The sequence below is a fragment of the Sneathiella chungangensis genome, assembly GCF_009882935.1.
Classification (GTDB): Bacteria; Pseudomonadota; Alphaproteobacteria; order Sneathiellales; family Sneathiellaceae; genus Sneathiella; species Sneathiella chungangensis.
Map to the genome: position 1 here is coordinate 102593 of NZ_WTVA01000015.1, position 24140 is coordinate 126732.

Below are 24140 nucleotides of genomic sequence, written 5' to 3' on the forward strand. Positions count from 1 at the left end.
ACTTATGCCTCGTTCAAAAGATCGAGCGGATAGATGGGCCGCCGGACTTTTTCGTACCGCAGGAGATTGTTGTCAGACGTCGTGACGCCCTTGCCGTCCAGCGTCAGCGTCGCCTTGCCGATCGGCGCAAATCCGGCGCGGTAGTGAATGCGACTTTTCAGGATCAGGTAACGCTTGTACTCCGGCTGGATGCCAACAGAGGTAAACACACCGGTGTCCCAGGGTTCGTGGTGGTTCGAGACAATGACGATCTCCATATTGCCGGTATCGAGAACCGCCGTCGGGCCCATGAATACCTTGACGCCCGTATACATCGGGCCCCGGACGATCCATTCCCCGTTGGTCAGCGTCTTGACCGTTCCGGTCACGGTAAGCGGCTCCCCGACCTCACCGATGGACGGCATGTCGGTCTTGCCGCCGAGCTTGAGGGTGATTTTGTTCCCAATTCCGGCCTTCTGCATTTCCTGGACCGCCGCAGGATCCCAGACGGCAGCAACGGCAACATCCTCAAGCCCCTGGTTTAGAACTTCCTCGATCACCGTCATAACGTCCTGCGTCGCACCGGAGCCGCAATTGTCGGCGTGATCGAGCAGCAGGACCGGCCCCTCCGTCATTGTCTTCGCCTTCGCGACCTGTTCCTTGAGCGGCGTATGCTGATAGATGAAATCCTCCTTCAACTCCCAGGCCTTCGCAAGAATACGGTCGCGCACCTCGTCCGCCTTTTTCTGGTCGCCGTCGGTTACGACGATCACCGAGTTTCCGGAATCGCGGATATCGGCAAGGGCAAAGCCACCGAACGCCGTCGCCGCAAGCACGCCGGGTTCTTTCTCGGCTTCCCGGCACAGGCGGATAAGGGTCGCCATGGGCTCATCATCCGTTCCCTGCCGCAACGTCTGGCTCAACAGGGGCGCGTTTCCCCAGGACATTACCGGTGTGACCTTGCCATCCATGGCATCAATCAGCACTTTGCCAATCTGTTTGCCGACCTCATACATATCGACATGCGGATAGGTCTTGTAGCCGATCAGCGCCGTACAGTTACGCACCATTTTGTCGGTCAGATTGCAATGCAGATCGAGCGTCACCGCGATGGGGAGGTCAGGGTCGATTTCGCGTATTTTCTCGAGCAGAGTGCCTTCGCCATCGTCCGTATGTTCAGCCACCATAGCGCCATGCAGATCAAGCATCGCCGCATCGACACCACTTCTCACGGCCTCGAGAATAGGTTCCGCCATGCGGTTATAGGCTTCCTCCGTCACCGGGCCCGAGGGCATCGCTTCCGCCGCCACCGGGGTAACGATCTCCGCCCCCATGGCCCTGGCAAGCTCTACATAGGCCCCAAAGGGCATCCCTGTCCCCTCATACGCCTTCAAGGCATTCTCACCAAGATGGGCGCCCCAATCCTGAAACCTTTTCCAGTCCGCCTTAATCGGGGAGAAGGTATTGGTTTCATGTTTCATCATGGCAATGAGAATGCGCATAGGACGATCCCTTTCTCGTTGATTTTGAGGGCTGTTTGCAGACAAACAAGTTTATCAGCTTCAGATGAGCAGACAACAAAAAACCCGGCCTCTGGCCGGGTTTTCCGTTTAGCGGTTTTCGCCGCCTTAATTCCGGTTGCCGAGCAGGCTCAGCAGGAACATGAACAGGTTGAGGAAGTTCAGATACATCGAGACTGCCCCCATGACCGCACCCTTTTCCATCACTTCCTGACTATGGCCATGATAGTATTCGGACTTGATCCGCTGCGTATCAAAGGCGGTCAAACCAGTGAAGATCAGCACGCCGAGCACGGAGATCACGAAATGCATCATCGTGGACGCGAGGAAGATATTCACGACCATCGCAATGAAAATGCCGATCAGCCCCATGAAGAGGAAGCTGCCAAAGCCCGTCAGATCACGTTTCGTGACATACCCGTAAAGGCTTGCGGCGCCAAAGGTTGCTGCGGTGATAAAGAAGACCCGCACCACACTTTCGGCTGTATATACCTGGAAGATATAGGAAATGGAGACGCCAAAGGTCGCCACCATGATCCAATACAGGACTTTGGTTGTGCTCGCGCTCGTGCGCGACATCGCCAACAACAGCCCGATCGGCGCCAGCATGACAACCCATTGCAGCGGGGTGCCGAACACAGCATTATAAACTGCCGGCGTCGACGCCGTCAGCGCAGCAGCTATTCCGCTCAGCGCGAGGCCGGAAGCCATGTAATTATAGACCTTCAGCATGTAGCTGCGCAGGCCCTCATCGAGCATTGCCTGATCGCGCGTACCAGTTCTCGTCGCTTGATACTTAGAAAAGTCTGTTGCCATTAAAATTCCCTCTAAAGGTGTTGATTTGTCACTTGATATTGTATTTCCCGATCCGATTTTCAAGGAAAATCAGCGTTAATATAAGGTATTAATGCTTTTTAATAAAGGCCTCTCGATAGAGACCTTGATTACTGTCTTCCGGCTTCAAGATTGCCGCAAATCATAGCTGGCTGCCCAGAATATTCCTTTAACAGGCCTAATTCACGGCATGTTGCCGCCATATTGGCGGAGCAATCTTCCTTTCAGAACATCAAGACGCAGGACCAAACCGGCGGATTGATTGTTCGGCGGACATGCATCGATACAACGGTGCCGAACCGTCCAACACTAATTGAACGGAGATTTATTATGAGAAAACTACTTATTTCGACCGCCACCGTCACTCTTCTTGCGGCAGCGCCGGCGATGGCAGCGGCACCTGATTTCAACACAGTCGATAAAGACGGAAATGGTTCGGTTTCCTTTGAGGAGCTTATCGTCGTCATGCCGGATACCAGCAAGGAACAGTTCGCGGCTGTCGATTTCGATAAAAACGGCGAGCTTTCCATGGAAGAATACAACGCCGCCACGAAGAGCTAATTTCAGCTTTTCGGGGCTGGGTTAGTCCTTCCTGAATGAGGCCGCCCTGGGGAAGCTCCTTCCCCGTGGCGGCCTTTTTCATCGGTCCTTTCGCCCCCGCGCAACATCCGCCCGTGGATTTCCTTAAACTACTGTTTTAAAAACCCTAATTTACATCGAAAATATTTTTAACGGGGCATTTTCGAACATGAAATTGCCACAATCCGGGATCAATTATCTCCCCGGATCACAGCAAAAAACGAGAAAAGTTCTTTCGCTGTTCGTCCTGCGCCCGCCCAAAATCTGGTCCCCGGGTGGCAAAACCTTATTTTTATGGAGACATTAATGAAGACGCTGCAGATCACTGTTGTTGCCCTGTCAATTCTGGCCGCCACGCCGGCGTTTGCGGCAGCCCAAGATTTCAACGCAGTTGACACCGATGGAAATGGCACGATCAGCTACGAAGAAATCGTCGCTGTATTGCCGGACGTAAGCAAGGACCAGTTTGCCGAGGCGGATGCGGACGGAAGTGGCGAACTTTCCGCTGAGGAATTCGCGAAGCTCGCAGGCGAATAATTCAGTCGCTTGATGGCCGGATAACGGCCCGCAACCAATGGATCGCCGGATATCATGTGATTTCCGGCGATCAGTCTTTGTATCTCCCTAATCCGCTAATCTGATCTGAGGGCCGGCGCCACCTTTTCGCCAAGCGCTCTCCATGATCCAAGAAGCCCGAACAGCAATGTTATGAAAACGCTGACCAGTATGGTTGCGATGATCGTGACGGGAAGGCTGATCCATTTCGCTTCCAGAATTTCCGTAATCACCATATAGGCGGCGAACCAGCCTGTTGCCGCCGCAATAACGGATGTCACGAGGCCCAGCAGCGCATACTCTATGAGAAAAGTGGCAAAAATATCTTTCCGCGTCGCGCCGAGCACCTTCAATATCACCGCATCATAGACGCGCTTGCGATGCCCGGCGGCGAAGGCCCCCGCGAGCACGAGAACCCCGGTTATCAGCGTGATCGAAGAGATCGCCGAAACAGCCGATGAGAGTTGCTCGAGGATGCGGCTGACCGTCTGCAATGCCTCCTTCATCCGGATGACGGAAATATTCGCAAATTTGTCGGTGATCGCGCGAAAGAGATTGTTCTCCGCCTCCCCGTCCGCGCGGGCCGTCGCCAGATGCGAATGCGGGGCGCCTTGCAAACTATGCGGATCGAAGACAAGTACGAAATTGATCGCCATCGTCGTCCAGTCGATCTCCCGAAGGTTTGCAATCTCCGCCTCGATCTCGCGCCCCATGACGTTGACGGTCAGCTTGTCGCCGAGGGCGAGGCCCATCCCTTCGGCAATTTCCCGATCCATACTTACGAGCGGCGGCCCGCTGTAGTCTTCCGGCCACCAATTGCCGGCAACAACGGTCGCGCCCGCGGGCGGTGTCGCCGAATAGGTAATTCCGCGATCGCCGCGTAGCGCCCATCGCGCCTCCGGCGCGACGGTCACTTGCTCCGCGGGAACCCCGGCAACCTGGACAATACGGCCTCTCATATTCGGAACGTGATTGACCTCGCTCACGAGTGGGACCGCCTCCGCCGTTTTGATAAAATCGTCAAGCTGGGTGGACTGGATATCGATAAAGAAGAAAGCGGGCGCCCGCTCCGGTAATTGTTCCTGGACCTGCCGCGTCAGGTTTCCCTCGATCAGGGCGACAGTCACAAAGAGTGTCAGCCCCAGCCCCATGGAGAGAACCACGCTATTCGTGGCGGCCCCGGGCCGGTGGAGATTGGCGACAGCAAGCCGCAATGGCGGAATTTTCGAGCGCGGCAGCTTGCGCGCCACTTGCTGAACGCCATGACCGACAAGGATCAGTACGGCGAAAATACCGATGATCGAAACGATGAAGATGAAGGCGAACCAGATTTCCTGACTGGTCAGCACGGCAAGGGCGACCAAGGTCAGGAAACATAGGCCAAGCGCCGCCAGGTAGATCGGCCGCGGGCGTTTATGGGTGGAGACGACATCGCGAAAGAGCGCCGCCGCCGGCGTCTCTCGCGCCCGCGCCAGGGGCCAGATTGTAAAGAGGGTCGCGGTAAGAAGGCCATAGGCGGCCGCCAAGAGAAGCGGTCCGGCAGAGATGACTATTTTGGGCGGTACCGGCAGTGTGCTCGCGAGAAACTGCGCGGCAATAACGGAGCCGCCGACGCCAATGACCAGACCCGCCAGAGAACCGGCTATGGCAAGAAACAGAACCTGCAGATAATGGACGCGGAAAATGAAGGAACTGCTGGCGCCAAGGCATTTAAGGGTCGCGATCGTCTCGATCTTTCCATCAAGATAGGCGCGCACAGCGTTGCCGACGCCCACACCGCCAACAACCAGCGCCGTGAGCCCGACAAGCGTCAGAAACAATGCCACCCGGTCGACAAACCGCTTGATTCCCGGCGCGCCATTTGACGCGTCGCGAATGCGCCATCCGGCATCGGGAAAGGCGACTTTGGCATTTTCGTAAAAATCGGGAACGGTCAGTCCGGGGTGAAGGGCGATGCGGTAATGATAGCGGATAAGGCTTCCCGGCTGGACAAGCCCGGTTTTACCAAGAGCCTCGGAGGAGATGATGGTGCGCGGGCCAAGCGCCATCCCCTGCGACGCCTTGTCCGGTTCGGAAATAATAATGCCGCGCACCTCAACGTCGAGTTCGCCCACCCGGATCTGCCCGCCGATGGGAAGTCCGAGCCGCTCACTCAGGCTCGCCTCTACAAGAGCGCCATAGCGGCCGTTTTTGCTGGCCAGCAAGTCCGCCGGTGCCTCGCTGCCCGATTCAGGCGATAATTTCAATGTGCCGAAAAGCGGATAGGCGCGATCCACGGCCTTGAGTTCCGAAAGCGTCCTGTTGTCGCTGTTCAAATCCCGGACCATTGCGCGCAGGGTCTGCACTTCCGCGACGTTCCCTTGGTCTCCGATCCACTGGCGTTCCTCCGCACTCGCCGGACGGTGAGTGAGTCGGATATCAATATCGCCGCCGAGAATAACCTGGCCGTTTGCCCTCAGGCCGGCCGTAATGGAATTCGATAGCGTTCCCACGCCTGCGATAGCCGCCACTCCGAGCACGAGGCAGGCCAGAAAGATGCGAAAGCCCTTCAAATTGCCCCGCAAGTCCCGCCGGGCAAATTTCATGGCAAGCGCGATTGATTCCGGATTTCGTCCTTTAGTCACCCGCGATCGCCTCTTCACGAACTTTGTCATTGGACACCACATGGCCATCCTCAAGCCGGACCCGGTGTGTGCATTTGCGGGCGAGTGTATCGTCATGGGTAATCAGGATCATGGTCGTTCCCTCCTCCGCATGGAGGCGGAACATGAGCTCAACGATTAGCTCGCCCGTCTTCCCATCCAGATTGCCGGTCGGTTCATCGGCAAGAAGAATTTTCGGATTGGTTGACAGCGCGCGGGCCAGCGCGACGCGCTGCTGCTCGCCGCCGGAAAGCTGCGCCGGATAGTGACTTGCACGATCCGCGAGACCGACGGCCGAAAGCCGCGCGGCGGCGATGGAGAAGGCGGCCCTCTCCCCCGCGAGTTCGAGCGGGATCGCCACATTTTCTAGCGCAGTCATCGTTGGAATTAGATGAAAGGACTGGAAAACAATCCCGATATTGGCCCGGCGGAACCGTGCAAGCGCATCCTCATCGAGCTTTTCAAGATGTTCACCGGCGATCGTGACGGAGCCCGCGCTTGGCAGCTCTAGGCCCGCCATAATCGACATCAAAGTCGATTTCCCGGATCCGGACGGACCGACAATTCCAACGGTTTCGCCCCGCTGTACAGTCAAATCTATACCACGCAGGATATTGACCGGGCCGGCATCTGACTTAAGTGTGAGATGGATGTCTTTTAAATTGATGATGGGTTCTTGTGACAAGATATTTCCTATGTGGCATACAACAGGTCCTGAAGTCTGGATATGGCGGGTAACTGATGAAATTCAACATATTGGCGCTGATATTCACTATTTTGGCTGTCGTACCCTCTGCCATGGCAGAGGAAACCAAACGCATCGTCGCCATAGGTGACAGTCTGACCGCCGGTTATGGGCTGCCTGCCGGGGAGGATTTCGTGACCCGGCTTGAAGCTGCGCTTCAGGCAAAGGGATATGACGTTACAGTCGAGAATGCCGGCGTATCGGGCGATACGACCGCTGGCGGCTTGCAGCGTCTCGACTGGGCGATCGGCAATGGCGCCGACTATGTCATTCTTGAGCTTGGCGCGAATGATGCCCTGCGCGGGATCGAGCCGGAGGAGACCCGTCGAAATCTGAGCCGGATTATCGAAATTCTTCAGGAAAAAGATATCCCGGTTCTGCTCGCCGGAATGCGCGCGCCCCCAAATATGGGGTCCGAATATACCACCGCGTTCGACAAGATATTTCCGGATCTTGCCAGCCGCTATAAAACCGGTTATTACCCGTTTTTTCTGGACGGCGTTGCTGCCGATCCCAATTTAAATCAGGATGACTATATTCATCCGAATGCGGAGGGCGTCAACGTCATAGTTGGCAATATTCTGCCCTTCGTGACCGCATTTATAGAGCAATAGGGCCCACCGGTCCCGCTGCACAAAGGACAGGTTCAATGCGACTCTTCGTCGCCATCGCGCTGCCGGAAGACATCAAGGCGAATATCGGTGCGCTGCGAGGCGGCATCCCGGAGGCAAGATGGATCACCGCCGAAAACGCGCATGTGACACTCGCCTTCATTGGCGAAGTGCAAAGCCCGATGATGATGGATATTTCGCTGGCGCTCGGCAGAATAAAATTTCCATCCTTTGACATGGATATCGAAGGCGTCGGCGTCTTCGGCAGCAACAAGCGCCCCAGAGTGCTCTGGGCCGGCATTCGGCCAACTCCCACCATCAGCCTGTTGCACCAGAAAATCGTCACGGCTATCGAATCCGTCGGCGCCTCTGTTGATGACCGGCGGTTCCGTCCGCATATCACGCTTGCCCGGGTTCACAAGTCACCGTACGAGAAGGTGCGGCATTTCCTGATCGATCACGCGCTATTCAAGACGGCCACCCTGCCGGTAACAAACTTCACGCTGTTTTCGAGCCATTTGTCTTCGTCGGCGGCCATCTATCGCGAAGAAATCAGTTTTGATCTTCTCGCGCCGGTGCCATCATAAAGACCTCGTAGCGCGTCGACTTTCCGAGAATCTGGTGGGACGGAGATCGCATTCCCGGCATCGGCGCGGCGCGGCGCGGCCATTTCAGAACCACCCGTTTCGACGCGGCGGAAAGCGCCACCCGCATCAATTCTTCACAATCGGGATCGGCGCCGACGATGGCCCGCAACTGCCGCATCTCGTTTTTCACCAGCGCCGATTTGCGGCGCGGCGGATGCATGGGATCAATCAACACGGTTTCAGGCCGTAATTCCGGCAGGATATCCCTGGCGTCTCCCTTGACCAGAATCATGCGGGAAATGATTTCGGCATGGGAGTCGCTCGCCGTGGCGGCGCGCGCCATTCCGTCTTCCAGAAGTTTCTGAATTTCCTTATTCCGCTCGATCAGGGTGACATTGGCACCGAGGGAGGCGAGCAGGAAGGCATCCCGGCCAAGCCCGGCTGTGGCGTCGACAATATCCGGCGTGACACCCGGCCGAAAACCGAGAGCCTTGGGCAGGGCCTGGCCACGGCCGCCACCGTGGCGCCGCCGGTAATCAATAGCGCCGGAAATAAAATCCACCGTGAGAGGCGTTTCCGTCATCCCGCGACTTCCATCAGAAACCCAGATTTTCCCGCCACCAGGTGGGCAGGGCGAAGGATGCCTTGTGCAATTCCGGATTATAGTGACGGGCCGTCAGCGATGCCACCGGGTTGGAATAATCATGGCCGTCCCGACTATAGAGAAAAAAGCCGAACTCGGCGGCGGGATAGAGCTGCACGATGGAGCGATAGGCGGCGACATGCGGAAGCAGCTTTTCGCGCTGCATGATCGAGACGAGGTTCTGGTCCTTGTCACCGCAAAGCTCCTGAAGAAAATAGGCCCGGTCCTTCCCGACAAATATGCTGTCGCTGTCCAGCACAACACCGTCATCCTTGATGCAGGCGGAAAAATCTTCACAAAAGCCATAGGTGAAGACGCTTGACGACGGGCCGACCGGCTCGCTCAGGTCCAGGATGATCAGATCAAACCTGTCCGCCGCGGCCCGCGCTTTGCGCATGTAATCCGCCGCATCGCCGATAATCAGCTCGACACGCGGATCGTCGTAATCTCCGTTGATCGCCAGGTATTCCCGCGACAGTTCGACGACCCGCACATCGATTTCCACCATGACAACGCGGGTGACAAAGTCGTGGCGCAGCACTTCCCGCAAAATTCCGCCATCGCCCCCGCCGACGATCAGCACCTCCGCCTTTTCGCGCTCACGACCGAGAAGCGGCACATGCACCGCCATTTCGTGATACATGAACTCATCCGCATGAGAGGCCTGTACCAGATCGTCCAGCGTGAGGACGCGGCCGAAAACCGGATGCTCGAAAATCTCTATTTTCTGGAATGGGCTTGTCTCAGAATGCAGCAGCTTCATATCAAGGGCATGGGTGAAGGCAATGCCTTCCGTTTCCTCATGCCACCAGTTCCGGCTGATCTCGCTAATCTTCGTCATGGAAATATGCTCTCACTCTGGACAACGGCTGTCTGCGTCAACATAGTTAGCAGGGGTCATACCCCCAAAGAAGGAGAATTTCCATGACTGAAAGACTAAGCGAGCAAGAAATTAATCTGGCGATCGGCTCCCTGGATGGCTGGACACTTGTCGCGGGGCGGGAAGCGATCCAGAAATCCTTCAAATTCGCCAATTTCAATCAGGCTTTCGCCTTTATGACCCGGGTCGCGCTCAAGGCCGAGAAAATGGACCATCACCCTGAATGGTTCAATGTCTATAACCGCGTCGATGTCACCCTTGCCACCCACGACGTCAACGGTCTGAGCGGCAAGGATATCGACCTCGCGACATTTATGAATAAAATTGCCGCTTAGCCCTATTTCGGGGCCATACGGATCGCCCCGTCAAGCCGGATGACCTCGCCGTTAAGCATCTGGTTTTCCATGATCTGCCGCGCGAGAGCGGCGTATTCCGAGGGATGGCCGAGCCGGCTCGGGAAGGGAACCGACGCACCGAGGGCCGCCTGCACGTCTTCGGGCAGGCTTTTCAGAAGCGGCGTTTCGAACAATCCCGGCGCGATGGTGACGACACGAATGCCGATCGAGGCAAGATCCCGCGCAATTGGCAACGTCATGCCGACGATGCCGCCCTTGGACGCGGAATAGGCCGCCTGCCCGATCTGACCATCGAAAGCCGCAACAGACGCCGTATTGATGCAGACGCCCCTTTCCCCGCTCTCCATTGGATCGAGTCCCGCTATATCGGCGGCGGCCCGCCGAATGCAGTTGAAGGTGCCGATCAGATTGACGGAGATAACCTGCTCGAACTTATCAAGCGGATGCATGCCCTTACTGGAGTAGGTTTTCGCCGCTGGGCCAATGCCGGCGCAGTTGACGAGAATTCGTGCCGCGCCATGTGCGTCGCGCGCCTTTTCAAAGGCGGCGTCGACGGAGGCATCATCCGATACGTTGGTCGTGCAGGCGATACCGCCGATGTCATTTGCCACCTTTTCTGCAAGATCGGTATTCATATCAAGAATGGCGACCTTTGCGCCGGCAGCCGCCAGCATGCGCGACGTCGCCTCGCCAAGGCCGGAGGCCCCACCTGTGACAATTGCCGATTTTCCAGAAATATCCATTTTTCTTCTCCAGTTTCGTAAAGGATGATCCTAACAAATTTTATCCTTCCTTATACTGCCAGACCAGAAAAGTGAATATCGGTCTGCTTGCAAAGGCGAGAAGCAAGCTACATATTATCATCATGACCACACCCGATGATGACGACATATCTGCCTTTGACGAAACCAAGCTCGAGAGCGACAAACGCCTCGTCATGCGGGAATTTGCGCAGAAACTTCGGCGAAACATCGGGAAAATACCCTTTTCCGAAGATGTGACCGCCAGTTTTTACTGCGCCCTGGACAGCAAAAGCCCCGCCTTCGTGAAGGCAGTGCTTTTCGGCGCGCTCGCCTATTTCATCATGCCGGCGGATGTCATCCCGGATTTTCTCGCCGGCGTCGGGTTTACGGATGACGCCAGCGTTCTGATGGCGGCAATGGCAACGGTCAAGAAATACATCAATAATGAACACCGCGAAAAAGCCCGCGGCTTTTTGGAAAAAGAACCCGCAACGACAGAATAGCGGGGTTTCCAGTGCAAATTTTCCCTCCTTCGCAATAGATTTAAAAAATTTGTGCGGTACAGCATTTTGCTGTTATATAGCTGCGTCAAACCCCAAAAAATCACACGCATTTTGATAAGGAACCTTGGAATGAGTGACAGGAAAATTTATGCCGATGCGACGGCAGCCCTGGAGGGTATACTCAAGGACGGCATGACGTTGATGTCCGGCGGTTTCGGTCTCTGCGGTATTCCGGAAACCCTGATCGACGCGGTGAAAGCGTCGGGCGTAAAGGGCCTGACGGTCATCTCCAACAACGCGGGCGTCGATGGTATCGGTCTCGGCGTTCTATTGGAAAGCAAGCAGATATCGACAATGATCTCGTCCTACGTCGGCGAAAACAAGATGTTCGCCGAGCAGTATCTCAACGGCGATCTCGAAGTCGTTTTCACGCCGCAAGGCACCTTGTCAGAGCAGATCCGCGCGGGCGGAGCGGGCATCCCCGCCTTCTTCACCAAGACCGGCGTCGGCACCCTGGTTGCCGAAGGCAAGGAAGTCCGGAATTTTGACGGCGAGGATTATGTCATGGAGCGGGGTCTCACGGCCGATGTCGCGCTGGTGCATGCCTATATGGCCGACAAGGAAGGCAATCTGGTCTTTCGCAAGACCGCCCGCAACTTCAACCCGATGATGGCAACCGCCGGACGTATCACCGTTGCGGAAGTCGAGCATCTTGTCGAGCCGGGCGAGATTGATCCCGATCATATCGTCGTGCCTGGCATCTATGTGCAGAGGATCGTCCATGTACCGAACCCGGTAAAGCATATAGAGCAACGCACCACACGCCCCCGCAAACAGGTCGCCTGACCGAGAGACAGAGGAATAAAGACATGGCTTGGACAAGAGAACAGATGGCGCAGCGCGCCGCACAGGAACTTGAAGACGGCTTTTACGTCAATCTCGGCATCGGCATCCCGACCCTGGTTTCCAATTATATCCCCGAGGGCATGGAAATCCAGCTGCAGAGCGAGAACGGCATGCTCGGCATGGGCCCCTTCCCCTATGAAGGCGAGGAGGATGCGGACCTGATCAACGCCGGCAAGCAGACGGTTACGGAACTGCCGACCACCAGCTATTTTTCCAACGCGGACAGCTTCGCGATGATCCGCGGCGGGCACATCAATCTTTCAATCCTTGGCGCCATGCAGGTCGCCCAGAACGGCGATCTCGCCAACTGGATGATCCCCGGCAAGATGGTCAAGGGCATGGGCGGCGCCATGGATCTGGTTGCCGGCGTGAAAAAAGTGATTGTCGTCATGGAGCATACGGCGAAAGGCGATCCCAAGCTTCTCAAATCCTGCAATCTGCCACTAACCGGCAAAGGTGTCGTCGACATGGTCATCACCGACATGGCGGTTTTCGAGTTCGACAAGAGCGGTGAAACGCCGCGCATGAAGCTGATCGAGCTTGCTGATGGCGTCGCCCTTGAGGACGTTAAAGCAGCGACGGAAGCGGAATTCGAAGTCGCCGTCTGACAAGATCGAGATGGGCGCAGGCGGGATCAGCTTTCGGTCACCAGTGGCTTTTTCCGACCAAGCCCCGCTTCGCGCCGTACGATATATAGGCTGGAGATAACGATGATGCCGGCACCGATCACCATGGCCAGCGTCGGCACCTCGGAGAACACGATAAATCCGAGCAGACCGGAGAATATCAGCCGGGTATAATCGAATGGCGCGACGGCGGTCGCCTCTCCGACGGAGAATGCGCGGATCGCGCAGAAATTTGCGCCGGACCCAAAACAGGCCAGCAAGGCAATCAGAAGCAAATCCTCCAGGCTTGGCGGCACCCAGACCAGCGCCGCCGGAAAAGCCGATACGACGGACGCAATCAGGCCGAAATAGAACATCATCGTCGTTGGCGCTTCGGTGACGCTCAGCTTTTTCAGAAATACCGAAACAAGGGCCACCATCAATGCGCCGAAAAGCGCGACAAGAGATGCAAATTCGAATTGCGCCTGCGACTGCACCATGATCAGGACGCCGAGAAAGCCGACCGCCGTCGCCGTCCAGCGACGCCAGCGGATTTTTTCTCCCAGCAAAAGCACGGCGAGCAATATCAGGAATAGCGGCCGCGTAAAGGTGAGCGCGACCGCATCGGCGAGCGGCAGATGGGTGATCGCATAAAAGATCGACAGCATCCCCAGAATACCGACGACCCCCCGCGCGAGATGCAGCTTGAGCACCCTGGTTCGCAAGCCGGAAATACCACGGCGCAGGGCGAAGGGGAGGATTACGAAAAAGCCGAACAACGCCCTCAGGAAGGCAATCTGGAAGCTGTCCATTTCCGCGCCAAGGAACTTGATCCCAAGCCCCATGCAGGAAAAGCAGAACCCGCCCAGCAACATCCAGAGCGCACCCTGGCCATTTGCAGGAATCCGGCTGAGGAAACCTCGCCAGGAGACGCCGTCACCTTCGGCAGTCAACTTGTGGGCCCTGAGCGGGTTTCCGCCTTTGTACGTGCGAGTATCTCCTTGCTCTTCGCGTCAGCATGCGCATTGCTCACCCGGGATTCCCGAATAGCGATATAGATGGAAGAGGCAAAAATGACGGCGGCGCCGATATAGGTGAACAGGTCCGGCTCCTGCATGAAGAATATAAAGCCGATCAGGGCGGAAAAAATCAGCCGGAAGAAATCGAACGGCATGACCACAGACGCATCGGCGAGGGAATAGGCCCGCGTGAAGGACAAATGACCGAGAGTGGCAAGCAGGCCAATGAACAGGATGGACAGAAGCTGTTCGATCGTCGGCATTTGCCAGACAAACATCGCCGGAACCGCCGACATCGGCAGGATCAGGATTTGCGTCCAGGCAACCATCGCCGCCGTACTCTCCGTGCGCGACAGCAGCTTGACCATCGTAATGGAACCGGCCATCGTAATCGCGGAAAACACGGCGGCATAGGCGCCTAAACTCATCTCCGTCAGGCCCGGCCGCAGGATAATCATGGCGCCGATAAACCCGACAATCATGGCGGAGCCGCGCCGGATGCCGACGGTCTCATGCAAAATAAAAATGGCGAGGATGGTGCCAAAAATCGGCGCCGTGAAATTCAGGGCGACGGCATCGGCGAGCGGCAATACGCTGACTGCATAAAACCAGCTGATCATGGAGGCGAAACCGACTAGGCTGCGGATACTGTAGGCGCCAATCCGCTTTGTTTTCAGGACCCCGAGGCCGGACTTGAAAAACCAGGGAAGGAAAAACAGAAGCCCGGCGACATTTCGCAAGAAAACGATCTGAAATACGGGCATACCGGTATCGGCGACAAACCGGATCATCCCACCCATGACGGAAAGCAGCAGGCAGGCCAAAATCATCAGGCTTGCCGCCTGCAATACCGGGGGACTCTTTAAAAAAGGTTTGATCAACAGGTGATATGACGCCATCAGGTTCACAATAAGTGGGCAAGAAACAAAGACAAAGCACTAATTACGCAACACTGCCCTGCGTTTTCGGCGCGCGGAATCCTATCCGGATTTTAGCCACAAGAGATTGAGCCCGTTCAACATTTTATAGGCGGGGGCAAATCGCGCCCGAAAATCCGGCCAGCTTAAAGGCATGGCGGCCTGCATATCGCGCAAGCTGGTCCGGCCGTCGATCCGTTTCACAAATTCCGCCGCACCGGTTGGAATGTCGATCTGCGCAGGTTCTGTATCAAAATGCACCGTTAGCGCCGGCCGCGCGGCAAGGGCCCGCGCCAAAACATCCGCATTGCCGTCTTTCAGGAACGGGATCATTTCCGGGTCGAATTTTGCCGGTCCCGGCGCCACACCGCCCACCTTCCGGGCATAAAAACTGTGCGTCTTGATCGTTCCCGAAAGGTTTTCGGCGAGTGCCGCCCGCTCACCATCCGGCAGCTCCCGGGCACGCTTTCTCAACTCCTTGTCCTTCAGGTAATGTTCTGGGTCGTAGCGGACCGGTTCGATAAAGCTCACCAGTTCCATCGCCGCGCCCTCCAAAAGCAGAAGTAGCTCTGGCACAAGATAGCTTCTGTCGCGCGGGTGAAGTAGCAGATCATAAAGCGCCGCATCATCACCTAGCTTATGATCGCCAATCACCCGGTTCCTGTTAAGCCAATGATTTGGGGATAGGTCTTTGAGCAGGCTTTTCGCAAGTCGGACCTGTTCCGCCGTATCGGCGCTCCCGCCCAAGGCCTTCAACGCGTTCTGCACGGGATATACCCCCGTCCGGCCAAGCGTCGCATAGAGCATCAAGCCCATGCCGCCGCCGTCATCAAGAACCGCCACGAGGGCACCGAGACCGGCTTCCGGCTCTTCCAGATGATGAAGGACGCCGCAGCAATCAATATAGTCGAAGGGGGCGATATCCATTTTCGGCAGATCAAGAAGAGAGCCTGTCAAGAACTCGATATTCGTCAGCCCCCGCGCCCGTGCCCGCGCCTCGGCGATTTTGCGGCTGGCCGTTGACAAGTCGAGATAGACCACCTGTCCGGCATCGCCGCGGTTCGCCAGATGCTGCGCCAGCATGATGGCCGCATCCCCGGTGCCACCCCCCGCCACGAGCGCGCGGAAGGGTCTCGAAAAATCACGCCTGCCGGCAAAAAGATAGTGGTTGAGTTCGTCAAGATGGCTCGGGCTGCCTTCGATCAGCCGCTTTGCCTCGTCCTTCGGATCGCGAGGGGGATAGGGAAGCATTTCGTACTGGCGTTTGACCGCCCGATCACGTTTCCCTCTCCCCTTCGCCATTGGCGATCAATCCTTGACGGTGATGATGACCTTGCCGGTGGTTTTCCGCGACAGCAGCGCCTTCATGGCGTCCGCGCCCTGCTCCAGCGGGAAATGCATGGAGACATGCGGCTTGATTTTGCCGCTTTCCACCATGTCCAGCATCGCCTGGAAATTGGCGCGGTTCTGCTCAGGGTAGCGGCGGGCGAATTCGCCCCAGAATACACCCACGACAGAGCAGCCCTTTAACAGCACAAGATTGGTCTTGAGCTCGGCAATCCGGCCGGAGGCAAACCCGATCACCAGCAGACGGCCATTCCAGTTGATGCAGCGCATGGACTGATCGAAGGCATCGCCGCCGACGGGATCATAAATCACGTCCGCACCCTTGCCGTCCGTCAGTTCCTTGACGCAATCACGGATGCTCTCGGTCGAATAGTTGATGACATGCTCGGCGCCATATTGCTTGACGATATCCATCTTTTCATCAGAGCCGACCGTGCCAATGACAGTCGCGCCCAGCGCCTTGCCAAGCTCAACCGCATTGAGCCCAACGCCGCCGGCGGCGCCATGAACCAGCAAAACTTCACCCGGTTTCAATTCGCCCCGGTCGACCAGTGCATGATACGTTGTGCCGTACGTTACGGGAAAGCCGGCCGCCTGATCATAGGGCATGTTGTCGGGAATTTTGTAGGTCCCGTCTTCCGGTGCCAGGACATATTCCGCGAAACCGCCAACGCCATGATTGGCCATTACCCGGTCGCCCACGGAAACCTTGGTGACGCCTTCGCCAACGGCGGTCACGATACCGGAGGATTCCATGCCCGGCGAGAACGGAAACGGCGGCTTGAACTGGTATTTACCGGCAATCATCAGGGTATCGGGGAAATTGAGGCCGACCGAATGCACCTCGATCTTCACCATCCCTTTTTTGACTTCCGGCTCCGGAATATCTTCCATTACCAAAATGTCCGGATCTCCGAATTCCTTACAAACAAGTGCTTTCATGATTTTTCCTAAATGCCATTTTTGTTGTTATTGCAATGCAGCAACTTACCCCTCAACAAATCCCGAGGTCAATCGCCCTGATGTCTTCACGTTGTCAAATCGGCCCGAATCTCCCCGACGGTCAGATCGTTCCGGTTACGGAGGACCGGGCGAACGAAGGGATCGATGGCCCTGTGAATGTCCTCATCCAGAATACCCAGCTCGTCGAGAATTGCACCCAGCGCCACTTCCGCCGCCCGCGTCGTCCCGTCAATCGCCTTGATCGCAATGCCGATACCCTGCTCGGGAAGCGCGGCGAGATAGACCCCCTCCGCCCCGACCTTGGCGACAACCCGCCCCTTTGCCGCGCCGTTAATCGCGGTGCAAAGCCGGTCGGATCCCGCGATCATCTCCGGATATTTCGAGATGGCGTTCTGCAACCGGTTACAGGCGGCCGCCCGGTCCGGATCCAGCCCGGCCGGATCGGCAAACCGGGCAAAGGCCATCGCCGCCCAGTTCAGCGGAATTCCGATCGTCGGGATGGAGCATCCGTCGATACCAACCGGCGCGTCCGACAAATCGAGATCCGTAAAATCCTCCAACACCTTCTTGATCCGCCTCTGCACGGGATGCTCGAGGTTGATATAGCCCTTGATCTGATCTTTTAGATGTACCGCAGTACAAAGAAAACCCGTGTGCTTGCCGGAACAATTGTTATGCGCCGCGGTCGGCACCTCCCCGGCCGCAGCAAGCGCGCGCGCCGCCGGATCATAGGTCGGCCAGTGACTGCCGCACTCAAGATCGCCTATGCCAAGTCCAATCCGGTCAAGCCAGGCGGTCACCGCCTCGACATGGAGGGGTTCGCCGGTGTGAGACGCGCAGGCAAGCGAAAGCTCCTTCTCGCTTACGCCAAAAGCATCAGCCGCGCCGCTTTCGATCAAAGGAAGCGCTTGTAGCGGCTTGATGGCGGACCGAAGATAAACGGGGCTTTCCACGTTCCCCCAGCTTTTGACAAGCTTGCCGGCCGAATCGGAAATGGCGGCGACGACCTGATGCCGGCTCTCCACCATCGGGCCGCGGGTCACCGCCACAGTAAAAGGAAGGCTTGTACTTTTCTGGGAGGATTGGTTATTCATACTTCCGGATCACATCATCTTTTGGAATTACCGGGGTTTTAACAGGAATCGGATCAGGAGAGTAGGAATTTATGGCGATATCCCGTGGATATTTCGGCATCGGCGTCGAAGGCATCAGCAAACCGATGAATGCAGGCAACCTCTTCCGCACGGCCCATGCCTTTGGCGCAAGCTTCGTCTTCACGGTCGGCGCGGATTATTCCGTCCGCAAGGCCCGCTCGGACACCTCCCTCGCGCCCAAAAACATTCCCTGGTACGATTGGAAGAATATTGAAGAGATGCAGTTACCCAAGGGATGCAAGATCGTCGGGGTGGAGCTTCTCGACGAGGCAACCGACCTGCCGAGCTTTTTCCATCCCATCAGCGCCGCCTATATCCTCGGGCGTGAACGCGGGTCCCTCTCTCCGGCTATGCAGGAAAAATGCGATTACTTCATCAAAATTCCGACAAAATTCTGTCTGAATGTTGCAACCGCGGGGGCAATCGTTATGTATGACAGGATTGTCACCCACGGACGGTTTGCCCGGCGACCAACCGGCGAGCTCGGCAAACCGGAGCCCTTGAAGGCCCATGTGCAGGGGGCGCCCATAAAGCGGCGCGAAACGGACTGATGGGACGCGGAGGAAAAAGGTTTAGTGGATGTATAAGTTTGAAGAAAAATTGACGACGCCGGGGGTGGAAAAATCGGCGTCATACCGGTATTCTTTGGTTATGAGTAGATTAGCAGCAAGTATTCTCCTGACACTTTCTCTTTTTCTGATCGCTCCGGGACCGGCCGCGGCGCAGCAGGCGGAGCCCAGAGCGCTGGGCACCTTCAATGACTGGCTTGCCTATAGCTGGATCGAGAATGGTAACAAGGTCTGCTACATGCTTTCCCGTCCGCTCAAATCCACACCGCAGGGTGTTAATCGCGGCGATATATATGTGATGGTGGCCTACCGGCCCAAATCCAAATCCCAGGAAGAAGTCAGCCACGTGGCGGGCTATCCCTACAAGGATCAGTCGACGGTCGAGGCCCTTATCGGAAACCGCAAGTTCCTTCTCGCAACGAATGGTGAGGTGGCTTGGGTGCCGGAAGGCAGCAGCGATGAACAGCTGGTTAGCGCCATGCGTGGCGGATCGAAGATGATCGTCAAGGGAACATCGACCCGGGGAACGCTGACGGTCGATACTTATTCGCTGCAAGGGTTCACGGCCGCCCACAAGCAGATTAGAAAAAGCTGTACTTGAGCGCCGTTACAAGAGTATAAGCCGCTTTTTAAACCGAAGTGAATATCATGGATCATTTGATTCCAGATGTAGAGGCCGTTGACCGGCAGCCGGAACTCCTGGCGATCCGCAAGAGCCTGATCGGCCTTGACCGAAGTGAAATGGCGGCCGCCCTGATGGACGCGGGCGTTGACGCGAAAGCGGCCAAGATGCGCGCGCGGCAGCTCTTTCACTGGCTCTATTACCGCGGCGCCAGCCGGTTTGAGGACATGACCTCGATCTCGAAAGAGATGCGCGCTTGGCTGCCCGAAAAATTCACGGCGGCCCGTCCGGAAATCACCTCCCTTCTTGAATCGACCGACGGCACCCGCAAATGGCTGGTGAAATTTCCCGATGGCCAGGAAGTGGAATCGGTGCATATCCCCGAAGAGGATCGCGGCGCGCTCTGTGTTTCGAGCCAGGTCGGCTGCACCCTCACCTGCAGTTTCTGCCATACCGGCACGATGAAGCTTGTACGCAACCTGACGGCGGGCGAGATTATCGCCCAGATGCTGGTTGCGCGCGATACCATCAACGAGTGGCCAAGCCCCAAGGGCGAGCGGATGATCTCCAACATCGTCATGATGGGCATGGGGGAGCCGCTCCTGAATTATGACAATGTCGCGAAGGCCTTGAAAATTATCATGGACGGGGAAGGAATTTCCCTCTCCAAACGGCGGATTACCCTTTCGACCTCCGGCGTGGTGCCGAAAATTCGCCAGTGCGGCGAGGAACTTGGCGTCAATCTCGCGATCTCGCTGCATGCGGTGACGAATGAAATCCGCGACGTCCTTGTCCCGATCAACAAGCGCTACCCGATCAAGGAATTGCTGCAGGCCTGCAAGGAATATCCCGGCAGCAATAATGCGCGCCGGATTACCTTCGAATATGTCATGCTGGACGGCGTGAATGACAGCCCGGCAGACGCACGCGAACTTGTCCGCCTGTTGAAAGATATCCCAGCGAAGGTCAATCTGATCCCGTTCAACCCCTGGCCCGGCACTCAATATCAATGCTCCAGCAACAATGCGATGCATCGCTTTGCAAAAATCGTCAATGACGCAGGATATTCCTCCCCCATCCGGGTGCCGCGCGGCCGCGACATCATGGCCGCCTGTGGTCAGCTCAAATCCGAGAGCAAGAAAGTGCGGGCCTCCGCCCGGACTGAAGAAAAGGCGGCGGAAGCCAGCCTATAACTCTAGCTGCATGGTAATGCTTGTGGGACGGTTGTAACCTTCATGGGCTGTCGTGCCCGTCTGGCGAAAGCCGCGGCCGCGGAAGAAGTCATGTACTTCGGTTAGCTCGATACGTGATTGAAGCTCAATCTGCTTCTTTCCCCGGGCGCGGCAAAGATCGATCGCGGCCGTCACCAGCGCTAACCCAATACCGGACTGCTGGATGACGGGATCGACCGCGAGTTTGCCGAGATACATTTTCTCGCCGATATCCTTGAGAAAGCAACAGCCAACCAGCCTGTCTCCCTCCCGCGCGAGAAGGAGCGTTTCCTCGGCTGCTTTTTGGACAATCGTCTCTTCATTGAGAAGACGCAGCGACGACGGGGGGTCGATCCGCGCCTCCATATACTCAAATGCATCAAAAAGAAGCTTCAACAACGTCCGCCAGTCGTCGAAGTTCTGTTCTATTACGGAAACGCTCATCATCCTGTTCTCGCAGCCCGGTTTGACCGCTGCGATATTTCATCCTTTTTTGATCCGGGTAAAGTGTTTCCGAAACAAATAGGCCCCCATGCCGATGACGATGCCCCAGAAGGGCGCGCCGATGGACAGAAGCGTGAGACCAGAGGCCGTTACCGCGAAGGTCAGGATAGCGGCATCGCGTTCCGTCTCCTCCTTGAGGGCGGCTTCAAGGCTGTTGGCAATCGTTGACAGGAGGGCGAGCCCGGCAATCGCCATGACAAGTGCCGCCGGAAAAGCGATAAAGAGCGCGGTAATCGCCGCGCCGAAGAGCCCGGCCAGGCAGTAAAAAACCGAGGCCCAGAGTACAGCCGGATACCGCTTTGCCGGATCGGGATGCACATCCGGGCTCATACAGAGGGCCGCGGTAATCGCGGCGAGGTTGAAGGCATAACCACCAAAGGGCGCCAGCACGACACCTGTGAAGCCCGACCAGCCGATCAAAGGGGAAGCCGGAGCGTCATATCCATGTGCACGGAGGGCCGCTATCCCTGGCACATTCTGGGACGCCATGGTCACGATAAAGAGCGGAATGCCGACACCGATCAAGGTGGGGAGGTCAAAGCTGGGCATCACGAAAACCGGCCGGGTGAGCGTGAAATCGGTGTCAATCGACGAAATCTGCCCCCCGATCAGCGCAATCACAACCCCGGTTAGCAAGGTGAGCGGGATGACGTAGCGGGGCATGAACTGCTTGGCCGCAAGGAAGACTGCCACCATTGCGCCGACCATGACGACATCCGCCTCGAGCGCGACAAAGGCATCGAGCCCAAAGCGCAGGAGCACCGCCGCCAGCAAAGCCGACGCGAGCGATTGCGGCACAAAGGCCATGATTTTCTGAAAAAGGCCGGTTACGCCGCAGAGGGTAAGAAGGAGCGAGCTAAAAATAAAGGCCCCAATCGCATCCCCCATCGGCACCCCTGGCAGGCTGGTGGCGAGGAGTGCCGCCCCGGGCGTCGACCAGGCGATCAGGATGGGCTGACGATAAAAGAGCGTGAGGCCAATGCTGCTGACCCCCATGCCGATCCCGACCGCCCAGAGCCAGGAACTGATCTGATCCGGCGTCGCACCCGCGGCATTCGCCGCCTGAAAGACGATCGCCCCCGCTCCGGCGTATCCCACCAATACGGCGACAAAACCAGCGGAGATATAGCTGGGCGAGAAGAAGCGAAGCATCTTGATCTGTACCTTCCATCGGAATATACGTTATAACGCACAAGCGGCGCCAATCTAACAGATGTGCGCTATAACGCTCAAGCGAAAAATGGACCCCGTATGAAGGATTTGAAAGATCATCTGTCGACCACCCTTAAACAGCTCCGTAAGGATCGCGGCTGGAGCCTGGACGCGGCCGCCGCGGCAACGGGTGTAAGCAAGGCCATGCTGGGGCAGATAGAACGCGGCGAATCAAGCCCGACAACCGCCGTCCTCTGGAAACTGGCCACCGGCTTCAAGGTTTCCGTCTCCTCCCTGATGGAGCCGTTGCCGGAAATCACGGCGGACACGGTCATCCGGGACGCTCAAGTCATCCGCAATATTCCCGGGGATAAAGGCATGGCCGTCGCGCCGCTTTTCCCGTTCGAGCCACGCTTCGGCTTTGATTTGATGGAACTGACATTTATGCCGGGGTACGAGCGTCTATCGGAGCCCCATGAACCCGGCGTTATCGAGCATATTACCGTCATCTCCGGAAAGATGGAGATTTTGACCGATGATATCTGGCATCCGCTTGAAATGGGGCAAACGATCCGCTTTCGCGGCGACCGGACCCATGGCTATCGGAACCGGAGCGATGAAAAGGCCGTGACCTTATCAGTGATCCATTATCCGCATCGCGCCTGAATTTTGCGGAAATCTGCCCCTTGCGAAGCCTTCACTTTTCCCCTAGTTTGCGCGCTGCAAATTTGCCTGAATAACAGATTCCCTATTGAGGTTCCCTGTCATGTCCGAAGAAATCAAAAAAGTCGTCCTCGCCTATTCCGGTGGTCTGGATACCTCCGTCATTCTGAAATGGCTGCAAACGACCTATAACTGCGAAGTCGTTACCTTTACGGCGGATCTGGGGCAGGGCGAAGAGTTGGAACCGGCGCGCGCCAAGGCGGAAATGCTGGGCATCAAGGAAATCTATATCGATGATCTCCGCGAAGAGTTCGTCCGCGACTTTGTCTTCCCGATGTTTCGCGCCAATGCCGTCTATGAAGGGCAGTATCTTCTCGGCACCTCAATTGCGCGGCCGCTGATCTCAAAACGGCAGATCGAGATCGCGAAAGAGGTTGGCGCCGATGCGGTTGCCCATGGCGCAACCGGTAAAGGCAATGACCAGGTTCGCTTTGAGCTTGGCTACTACGCGCTCAACCCGGATATCAAGGTGATCGCTCCCTGGCGGGAATGGGACCTCAACTCCCGCACCAAGCTGATCGATTTTGCCGAGAAAAACCAGATCCCGATTCCGAAGGACAAGCGCGGCGAAGCGCCCTTCTCGGTCGATGCGAACCTCCTCCATATCTCGGCAGAAGGCAAGGCGCTGGAAGATCCGTGGGAAGAAGCCGGGGAATATGTTTATTCCCGGACAGTTGCGCCGGAAGATGCGCCGGATACGCCGACCTATATCGAGATTGACTATGAAAAAGGCGATCCGGTTGCCATTGACGGCAAACGGATGAGCCCGGCGGAACTGCTGACCGCGCTCAACAAACTCGCGGGTGACAACGGCATCGGGCGGCTTGACCTTGTGGAAGGCCGGTTTGTCGGCATGAAGTCGCGCGGCATTTATGAAACGCCAGGCGGCACCATCATGCTCGAAGCCCATCGCGGGATCGAGCAGATCACCCTCGATCGCGGGGCGATGCATCTGAAAGATGACATCATGCCACGCTATGCGGAGCTGATTTATAACGGTCTCTGGTTCTCGCCGGAACGCGAGATGCTGCAGGCCCTGATCGACAAGAGCCAGGAAAAAGTCACCGGCACCGTACGTCTCAAGCTCTACAAAGGACGCGTAAGTGTTGTCGGCCGCAAGAGCCCCTACTCCCTCTATTCGATGGAGCATGTAACGTTCGAGGAAGATACGGTGTATGACCAGCGGGACGCTGAGGGCTTTATCAAACTGAACGCCCTTCGCCTGCGGCTCCTGCATCGCCAGAAAACCTGATCATGGCGCCAGTCGCACC

At 56.9% G+C, this 24140-nt stretch carries 27 protein-coding genes; 13 read left to right on the forward strand and 14 right to left on the reverse strand.

Annotation, left to right across the window (positions count from 1 at the left end):
- Positions 1-2: 2 nt before the first annotated feature.
- Positions 3-1481: a M81 family metallopeptidase gene (locus tag GQF03_RS13525; RefSeq protein WP_161339829.1), complete on the reverse strand. Its 1479-nt coding sequence runs from the start codon at positions 1479-1481 to the stop codon at positions 3-5.
- A 126-nt stretch (positions 1482-1607) separates the two neighbouring features.
- Positions 1608-2315: a Bax inhibitor-1/YccA family protein gene (locus tag GQF03_RS13530; RefSeq protein ID WP_161339830.1), complete on the reverse strand. Its 708-nt coding sequence runs from the start codon at positions 2313-2315 to the stop codon at positions 1608-1610.
- 348 nt (positions 2316-2663) lie between these two features.
- Here GQF03_RS13530 and GQF03_RS13535 point away from each other — a divergent pair, with 348 nt between their 5' ends.
- Positions 2664-2894: an EF-hand domain-containing protein gene (locus tag GQF03_RS13535; protein WP_161339831.1), complete on the forward strand. Its 231-nt coding sequence runs from the start codon at positions 2664-2666 to the stop codon at positions 2892-2894.
- A gap of 324 nt (positions 2895-3218) precedes the next feature.
- Positions 3219-3449, forward strand: coding sequence for an EF-hand domain-containing protein (locus GQF03_RS13540; protein ID WP_161339832.1), 231 nt, complete (start codon positions 3219-3221; stop codon positions 3447-3449).
- A gap of 95 nt (positions 3450-3544) precedes the next feature.
- On the opposite strand, the gene GQF03_RS13545 is transcribed toward GQF03_RS13540, so the two are convergent.
- Positions 3545-6091: an FtsX-like permease family protein gene (locus tag GQF03_RS13545; protein ID WP_206375997.1), complete on the reverse strand. Its 2547-nt coding sequence runs from the start codon at positions 6089-6091 to the stop codon at positions 3545-3547.
- Positions 6084-6794: an ABC transporter ATP-binding protein gene (locus GQF03_RS13550; protein ID WP_162858488.1), complete on the reverse strand. Its 711-nt coding sequence runs from the start codon at positions 6792-6794 to the stop codon at positions 6084-6086. The genes GQF03_RS13545 and GQF03_RS13550 overlap by 8 nt, the downstream gene beginning before the upstream one ends.
- Positions 6795-6850: 56 nt before the next feature.
- Between GQF03_RS13550 and GQF03_RS13555 the strand changes: the two genes are divergently transcribed.
- On the forward strand, positions 6851-7468 hold the full coding sequence (locus GQF03_RS13555) for an arylesterase (RefSeq protein ID WP_161339833.1): 618 nt from the start codon (positions 6851-6853) through the stop codon (positions 7466-7468).
- Between the two features lie 35 nt (positions 7469-7503).
- Positions 7504-8052, forward strand: coding sequence for an RNA 2',3'-cyclic phosphodiesterase (gene thpR / locus GQF03_RS13560; protein ID WP_161339834.1), 549 nt, complete (start codon positions 7504-7506; stop codon positions 8050-8052).
- On the opposite strand, the gene GQF03_RS13565 is transcribed toward thpR, so the two are convergent.
- Together GQF03_RS13565 and GQF03_RS13570 are read right to left on the reverse strand one after the other, a co-directional pair.
- Positions 8018-8635 carry a class I SAM-dependent methyltransferase gene (locus tag GQF03_RS13565; RefSeq protein WP_161339835.1) on the reverse strand — a complete coding sequence of 206 codons (618 nt, stop codon included), beginning with the start codon at positions 8633-8635 and terminating at the stop codon, positions 8018-8020. The genes thpR and GQF03_RS13565 overlap by 35 nt on opposite strands.
- A 13-nt stretch (positions 8636-8648) precedes the next feature.
- Positions 8649-9536, reverse strand: a complete 888-nt coding sequence (locus tag GQF03_RS13570; protein ID WP_161339836.1) for a spermine/spermidine synthase domain-containing protein — start codon at positions 9534-9536, stop codon at positions 8649-8651.
- An 83-nt stretch (positions 9537-9619) separates the two neighbouring features.
- Between GQF03_RS13570 and GQF03_RS13575 the strand changes: the two genes are divergently transcribed.
- Positions 9620-9910 (forward strand): 4a-hydroxytetrahydrobiopterin dehydratase, encoded by a 291-nt coding sequence (locus GQF03_RS13575; protein ID WP_161339837.1) that lies wholly within the window; start codon positions 9620-9622, stop codon positions 9908-9910.
- A 2-nt stretch (positions 9911-9912) separates the two neighbouring features.
- Here the strand turns inward: GQF03_RS13575 and GQF03_RS13580 are convergent, their stop codons facing one another.
- Positions 9913-10674: a 3-hydroxyacyl-CoA dehydrogenase gene (locus tag GQF03_RS13580; RefSeq protein WP_161339838.1), complete on the reverse strand. Its 762-nt coding sequence runs from the start codon at positions 10672-10674 to the stop codon at positions 9913-9915.
- A gap of 71 nt (positions 10675-10745) precedes the next feature.
- On the opposite strand from GQF03_RS13580, the gene GQF03_RS19045 reads away from it, so the two are divergent.
- The 3 genes from GQF03_RS19045 to GQF03_RS13595 all read left to right on the forward strand — a co-directional run bounded on the left by GQF03_RS19045 (position 10746) and on the right by GQF03_RS13595 (position 12691).
- On the forward strand, positions 10746-11177 hold the full coding sequence (locus tag GQF03_RS19045) for a DUF1232 domain-containing protein (RefSeq protein WP_206375995.1): 432 nt from the start codon (positions 10746-10748) through the stop codon (positions 11175-11177).
- A 129-nt stretch (positions 11178-11306) separates the two neighbouring features.
- A complete protein-coding gene (locus tag GQF03_RS13590) occupies positions 11307-12023 on the forward strand; it encodes a CoA transferase subunit A (RefSeq protein ID WP_161339839.1) in 717 nt (238 codons plus the stop codon).
- 23 nt (positions 12024-12046) lie between these two features.
- The gene (locus GQF03_RS13595) at positions 12047-12691 is read left to right on the forward strand and encodes a CoA transferase subunit B (protein WP_161339840.1); all 645 of its coding nucleotides are present in this window, start codon (positions 12047-12049) and stop codon (positions 12689-12691) included.
- Positions 12692-12717: 26 nt separating this feature from the next.
- Here the strand turns inward: GQF03_RS13595 and GQF03_RS13600 are convergent, their stop codons facing one another.
- From GQF03_RS13600 to GQF03_RS13620, 5 genes are all read right to left on the reverse strand, one after another.
- A complete protein-coding gene (locus tag GQF03_RS13600; RefSeq protein ID WP_161339841.1) occupies positions 12718-13641 on the reverse strand; it encodes a DMT family transporter in 924 nt (307 codons plus the stop codon).
- Entirely contained in the window at positions 13638-14537 is a 900-nt protein-coding gene (locus GQF03_RS13605; protein ID WP_161339842.1) for a DMT family transporter, read from the reverse strand. The genes GQF03_RS13600 and GQF03_RS13605 overlap by 4 nt, the downstream gene beginning before the upstream one ends.
- Before the next feature lie 150 nt (positions 14538-14687).
- Complete coding sequence (locus GQF03_RS13610; RefSeq protein WP_161339843.1) at positions 14688-15926, reverse strand: class I SAM-dependent methyltransferase; 1239 nt, start codon at positions 15924-15926, stop codon at positions 14688-14690.
- A 6-nt stretch (positions 15927-15932) separates the two neighbouring features.
- Positions 15933-16913, reverse strand: a complete 981-nt coding sequence (locus tag GQF03_RS13615; RefSeq protein ID WP_161339844.1) for an NADPH:quinone oxidoreductase family protein — start codon at positions 16911-16913, stop codon at positions 15933-15935.
- 86 nt (positions 16914-16999) lie between these two features.
- Entirely contained in the window at positions 17000-18028 is a 1029-nt protein-coding gene (locus GQF03_RS13620) for an asparaginase (protein WP_161339845.1), read from the reverse strand.
- 71 nt (positions 18029-18099) lie between these two features.
- Here GQF03_RS13620 and GQF03_RS13625 point away from each other — a divergent pair, with 71 nt between their 5' ends.
- The 3 genes from GQF03_RS13625 to rlmN all read left to right on the forward strand — a co-directional run bounded on the left by GQF03_RS13625 (position 18100) and on the right by rlmN (position 20472).
- A complete protein-coding gene (locus GQF03_RS13625) occupies positions 18100-18639 on the forward strand; it encodes an RNA methyltransferase (RefSeq protein WP_161339846.1) in 540 nt (179 codons plus the stop codon).
- 100 nt (positions 18640-18739) lie between these two features.
- Positions 18740-19258, forward strand: a complete 519-nt coding sequence (locus GQF03_RS13630; protein ID WP_161339847.1) for an invasion associated locus B family protein — start codon at positions 18740-18742, stop codon at positions 19256-19258.
- 47 nt (positions 19259-19305) lie between these two features.
- Positions 19306-20472 carry a dual-specificity RNA methyltransferase RlmN gene (rlmN, locus tag GQF03_RS13635; RefSeq protein ID WP_161339848.1) on the forward strand — a complete coding sequence of 389 codons (1167 nt, stop codon included), beginning with the start codon at positions 19306-19308 and terminating at the stop codon, positions 20470-20472.
- On the opposite strand, the gene GQF03_RS13640 is transcribed toward rlmN, so the two are convergent.
- Together GQF03_RS13640 and GQF03_RS13645 are read right to left on the reverse strand one after the other, a co-directional pair.
- Positions 20467-20937, reverse strand: coding sequence for a GNAT family N-acetyltransferase (locus GQF03_RS13640; protein WP_161339849.1), 471 nt, complete (start codon positions 20935-20937; stop codon positions 20467-20469). The two genes, rlmN and GQF03_RS13640, sit on opposite strands and share 6 nt — an antisense overlap.
- A 36-nt stretch (positions 20938-20973) precedes the next feature.
- Positions 20974-22146: a benzoate/H(+) symporter BenE family transporter gene (locus GQF03_RS13645; RefSeq protein ID WP_161339850.1), complete on the reverse strand. Its 1173-nt coding sequence runs from the start codon at positions 22144-22146 to the stop codon at positions 20974-20976.
- Positions 22147-22245: 99 nt separating this feature from the next.
- Here GQF03_RS13645 and GQF03_RS13650 point away from each other — a divergent pair, with 99 nt between their 5' ends.
- Both GQF03_RS13650 and GQF03_RS13655 read left to right on the forward strand, forming a co-directional pair.
- On the forward strand, positions 22246-22812 hold the full coding sequence (locus tag GQF03_RS13650) for a helix-turn-helix domain-containing protein (RefSeq protein ID WP_161339851.1): 567 nt from the start codon (positions 22246-22248) through the stop codon (positions 22810-22812).
- A 100-nt stretch (positions 22813-22912) separates the two neighbouring features.
- Entirely contained in the window at positions 22913-24121 is a 1209-nt protein-coding gene (locus GQF03_RS13655) for an argininosuccinate synthase (protein ID WP_161339852.1), read from the forward strand.
- The last annotated feature ends 19 nt before the right edge of the window (positions 24122-24140 follow it).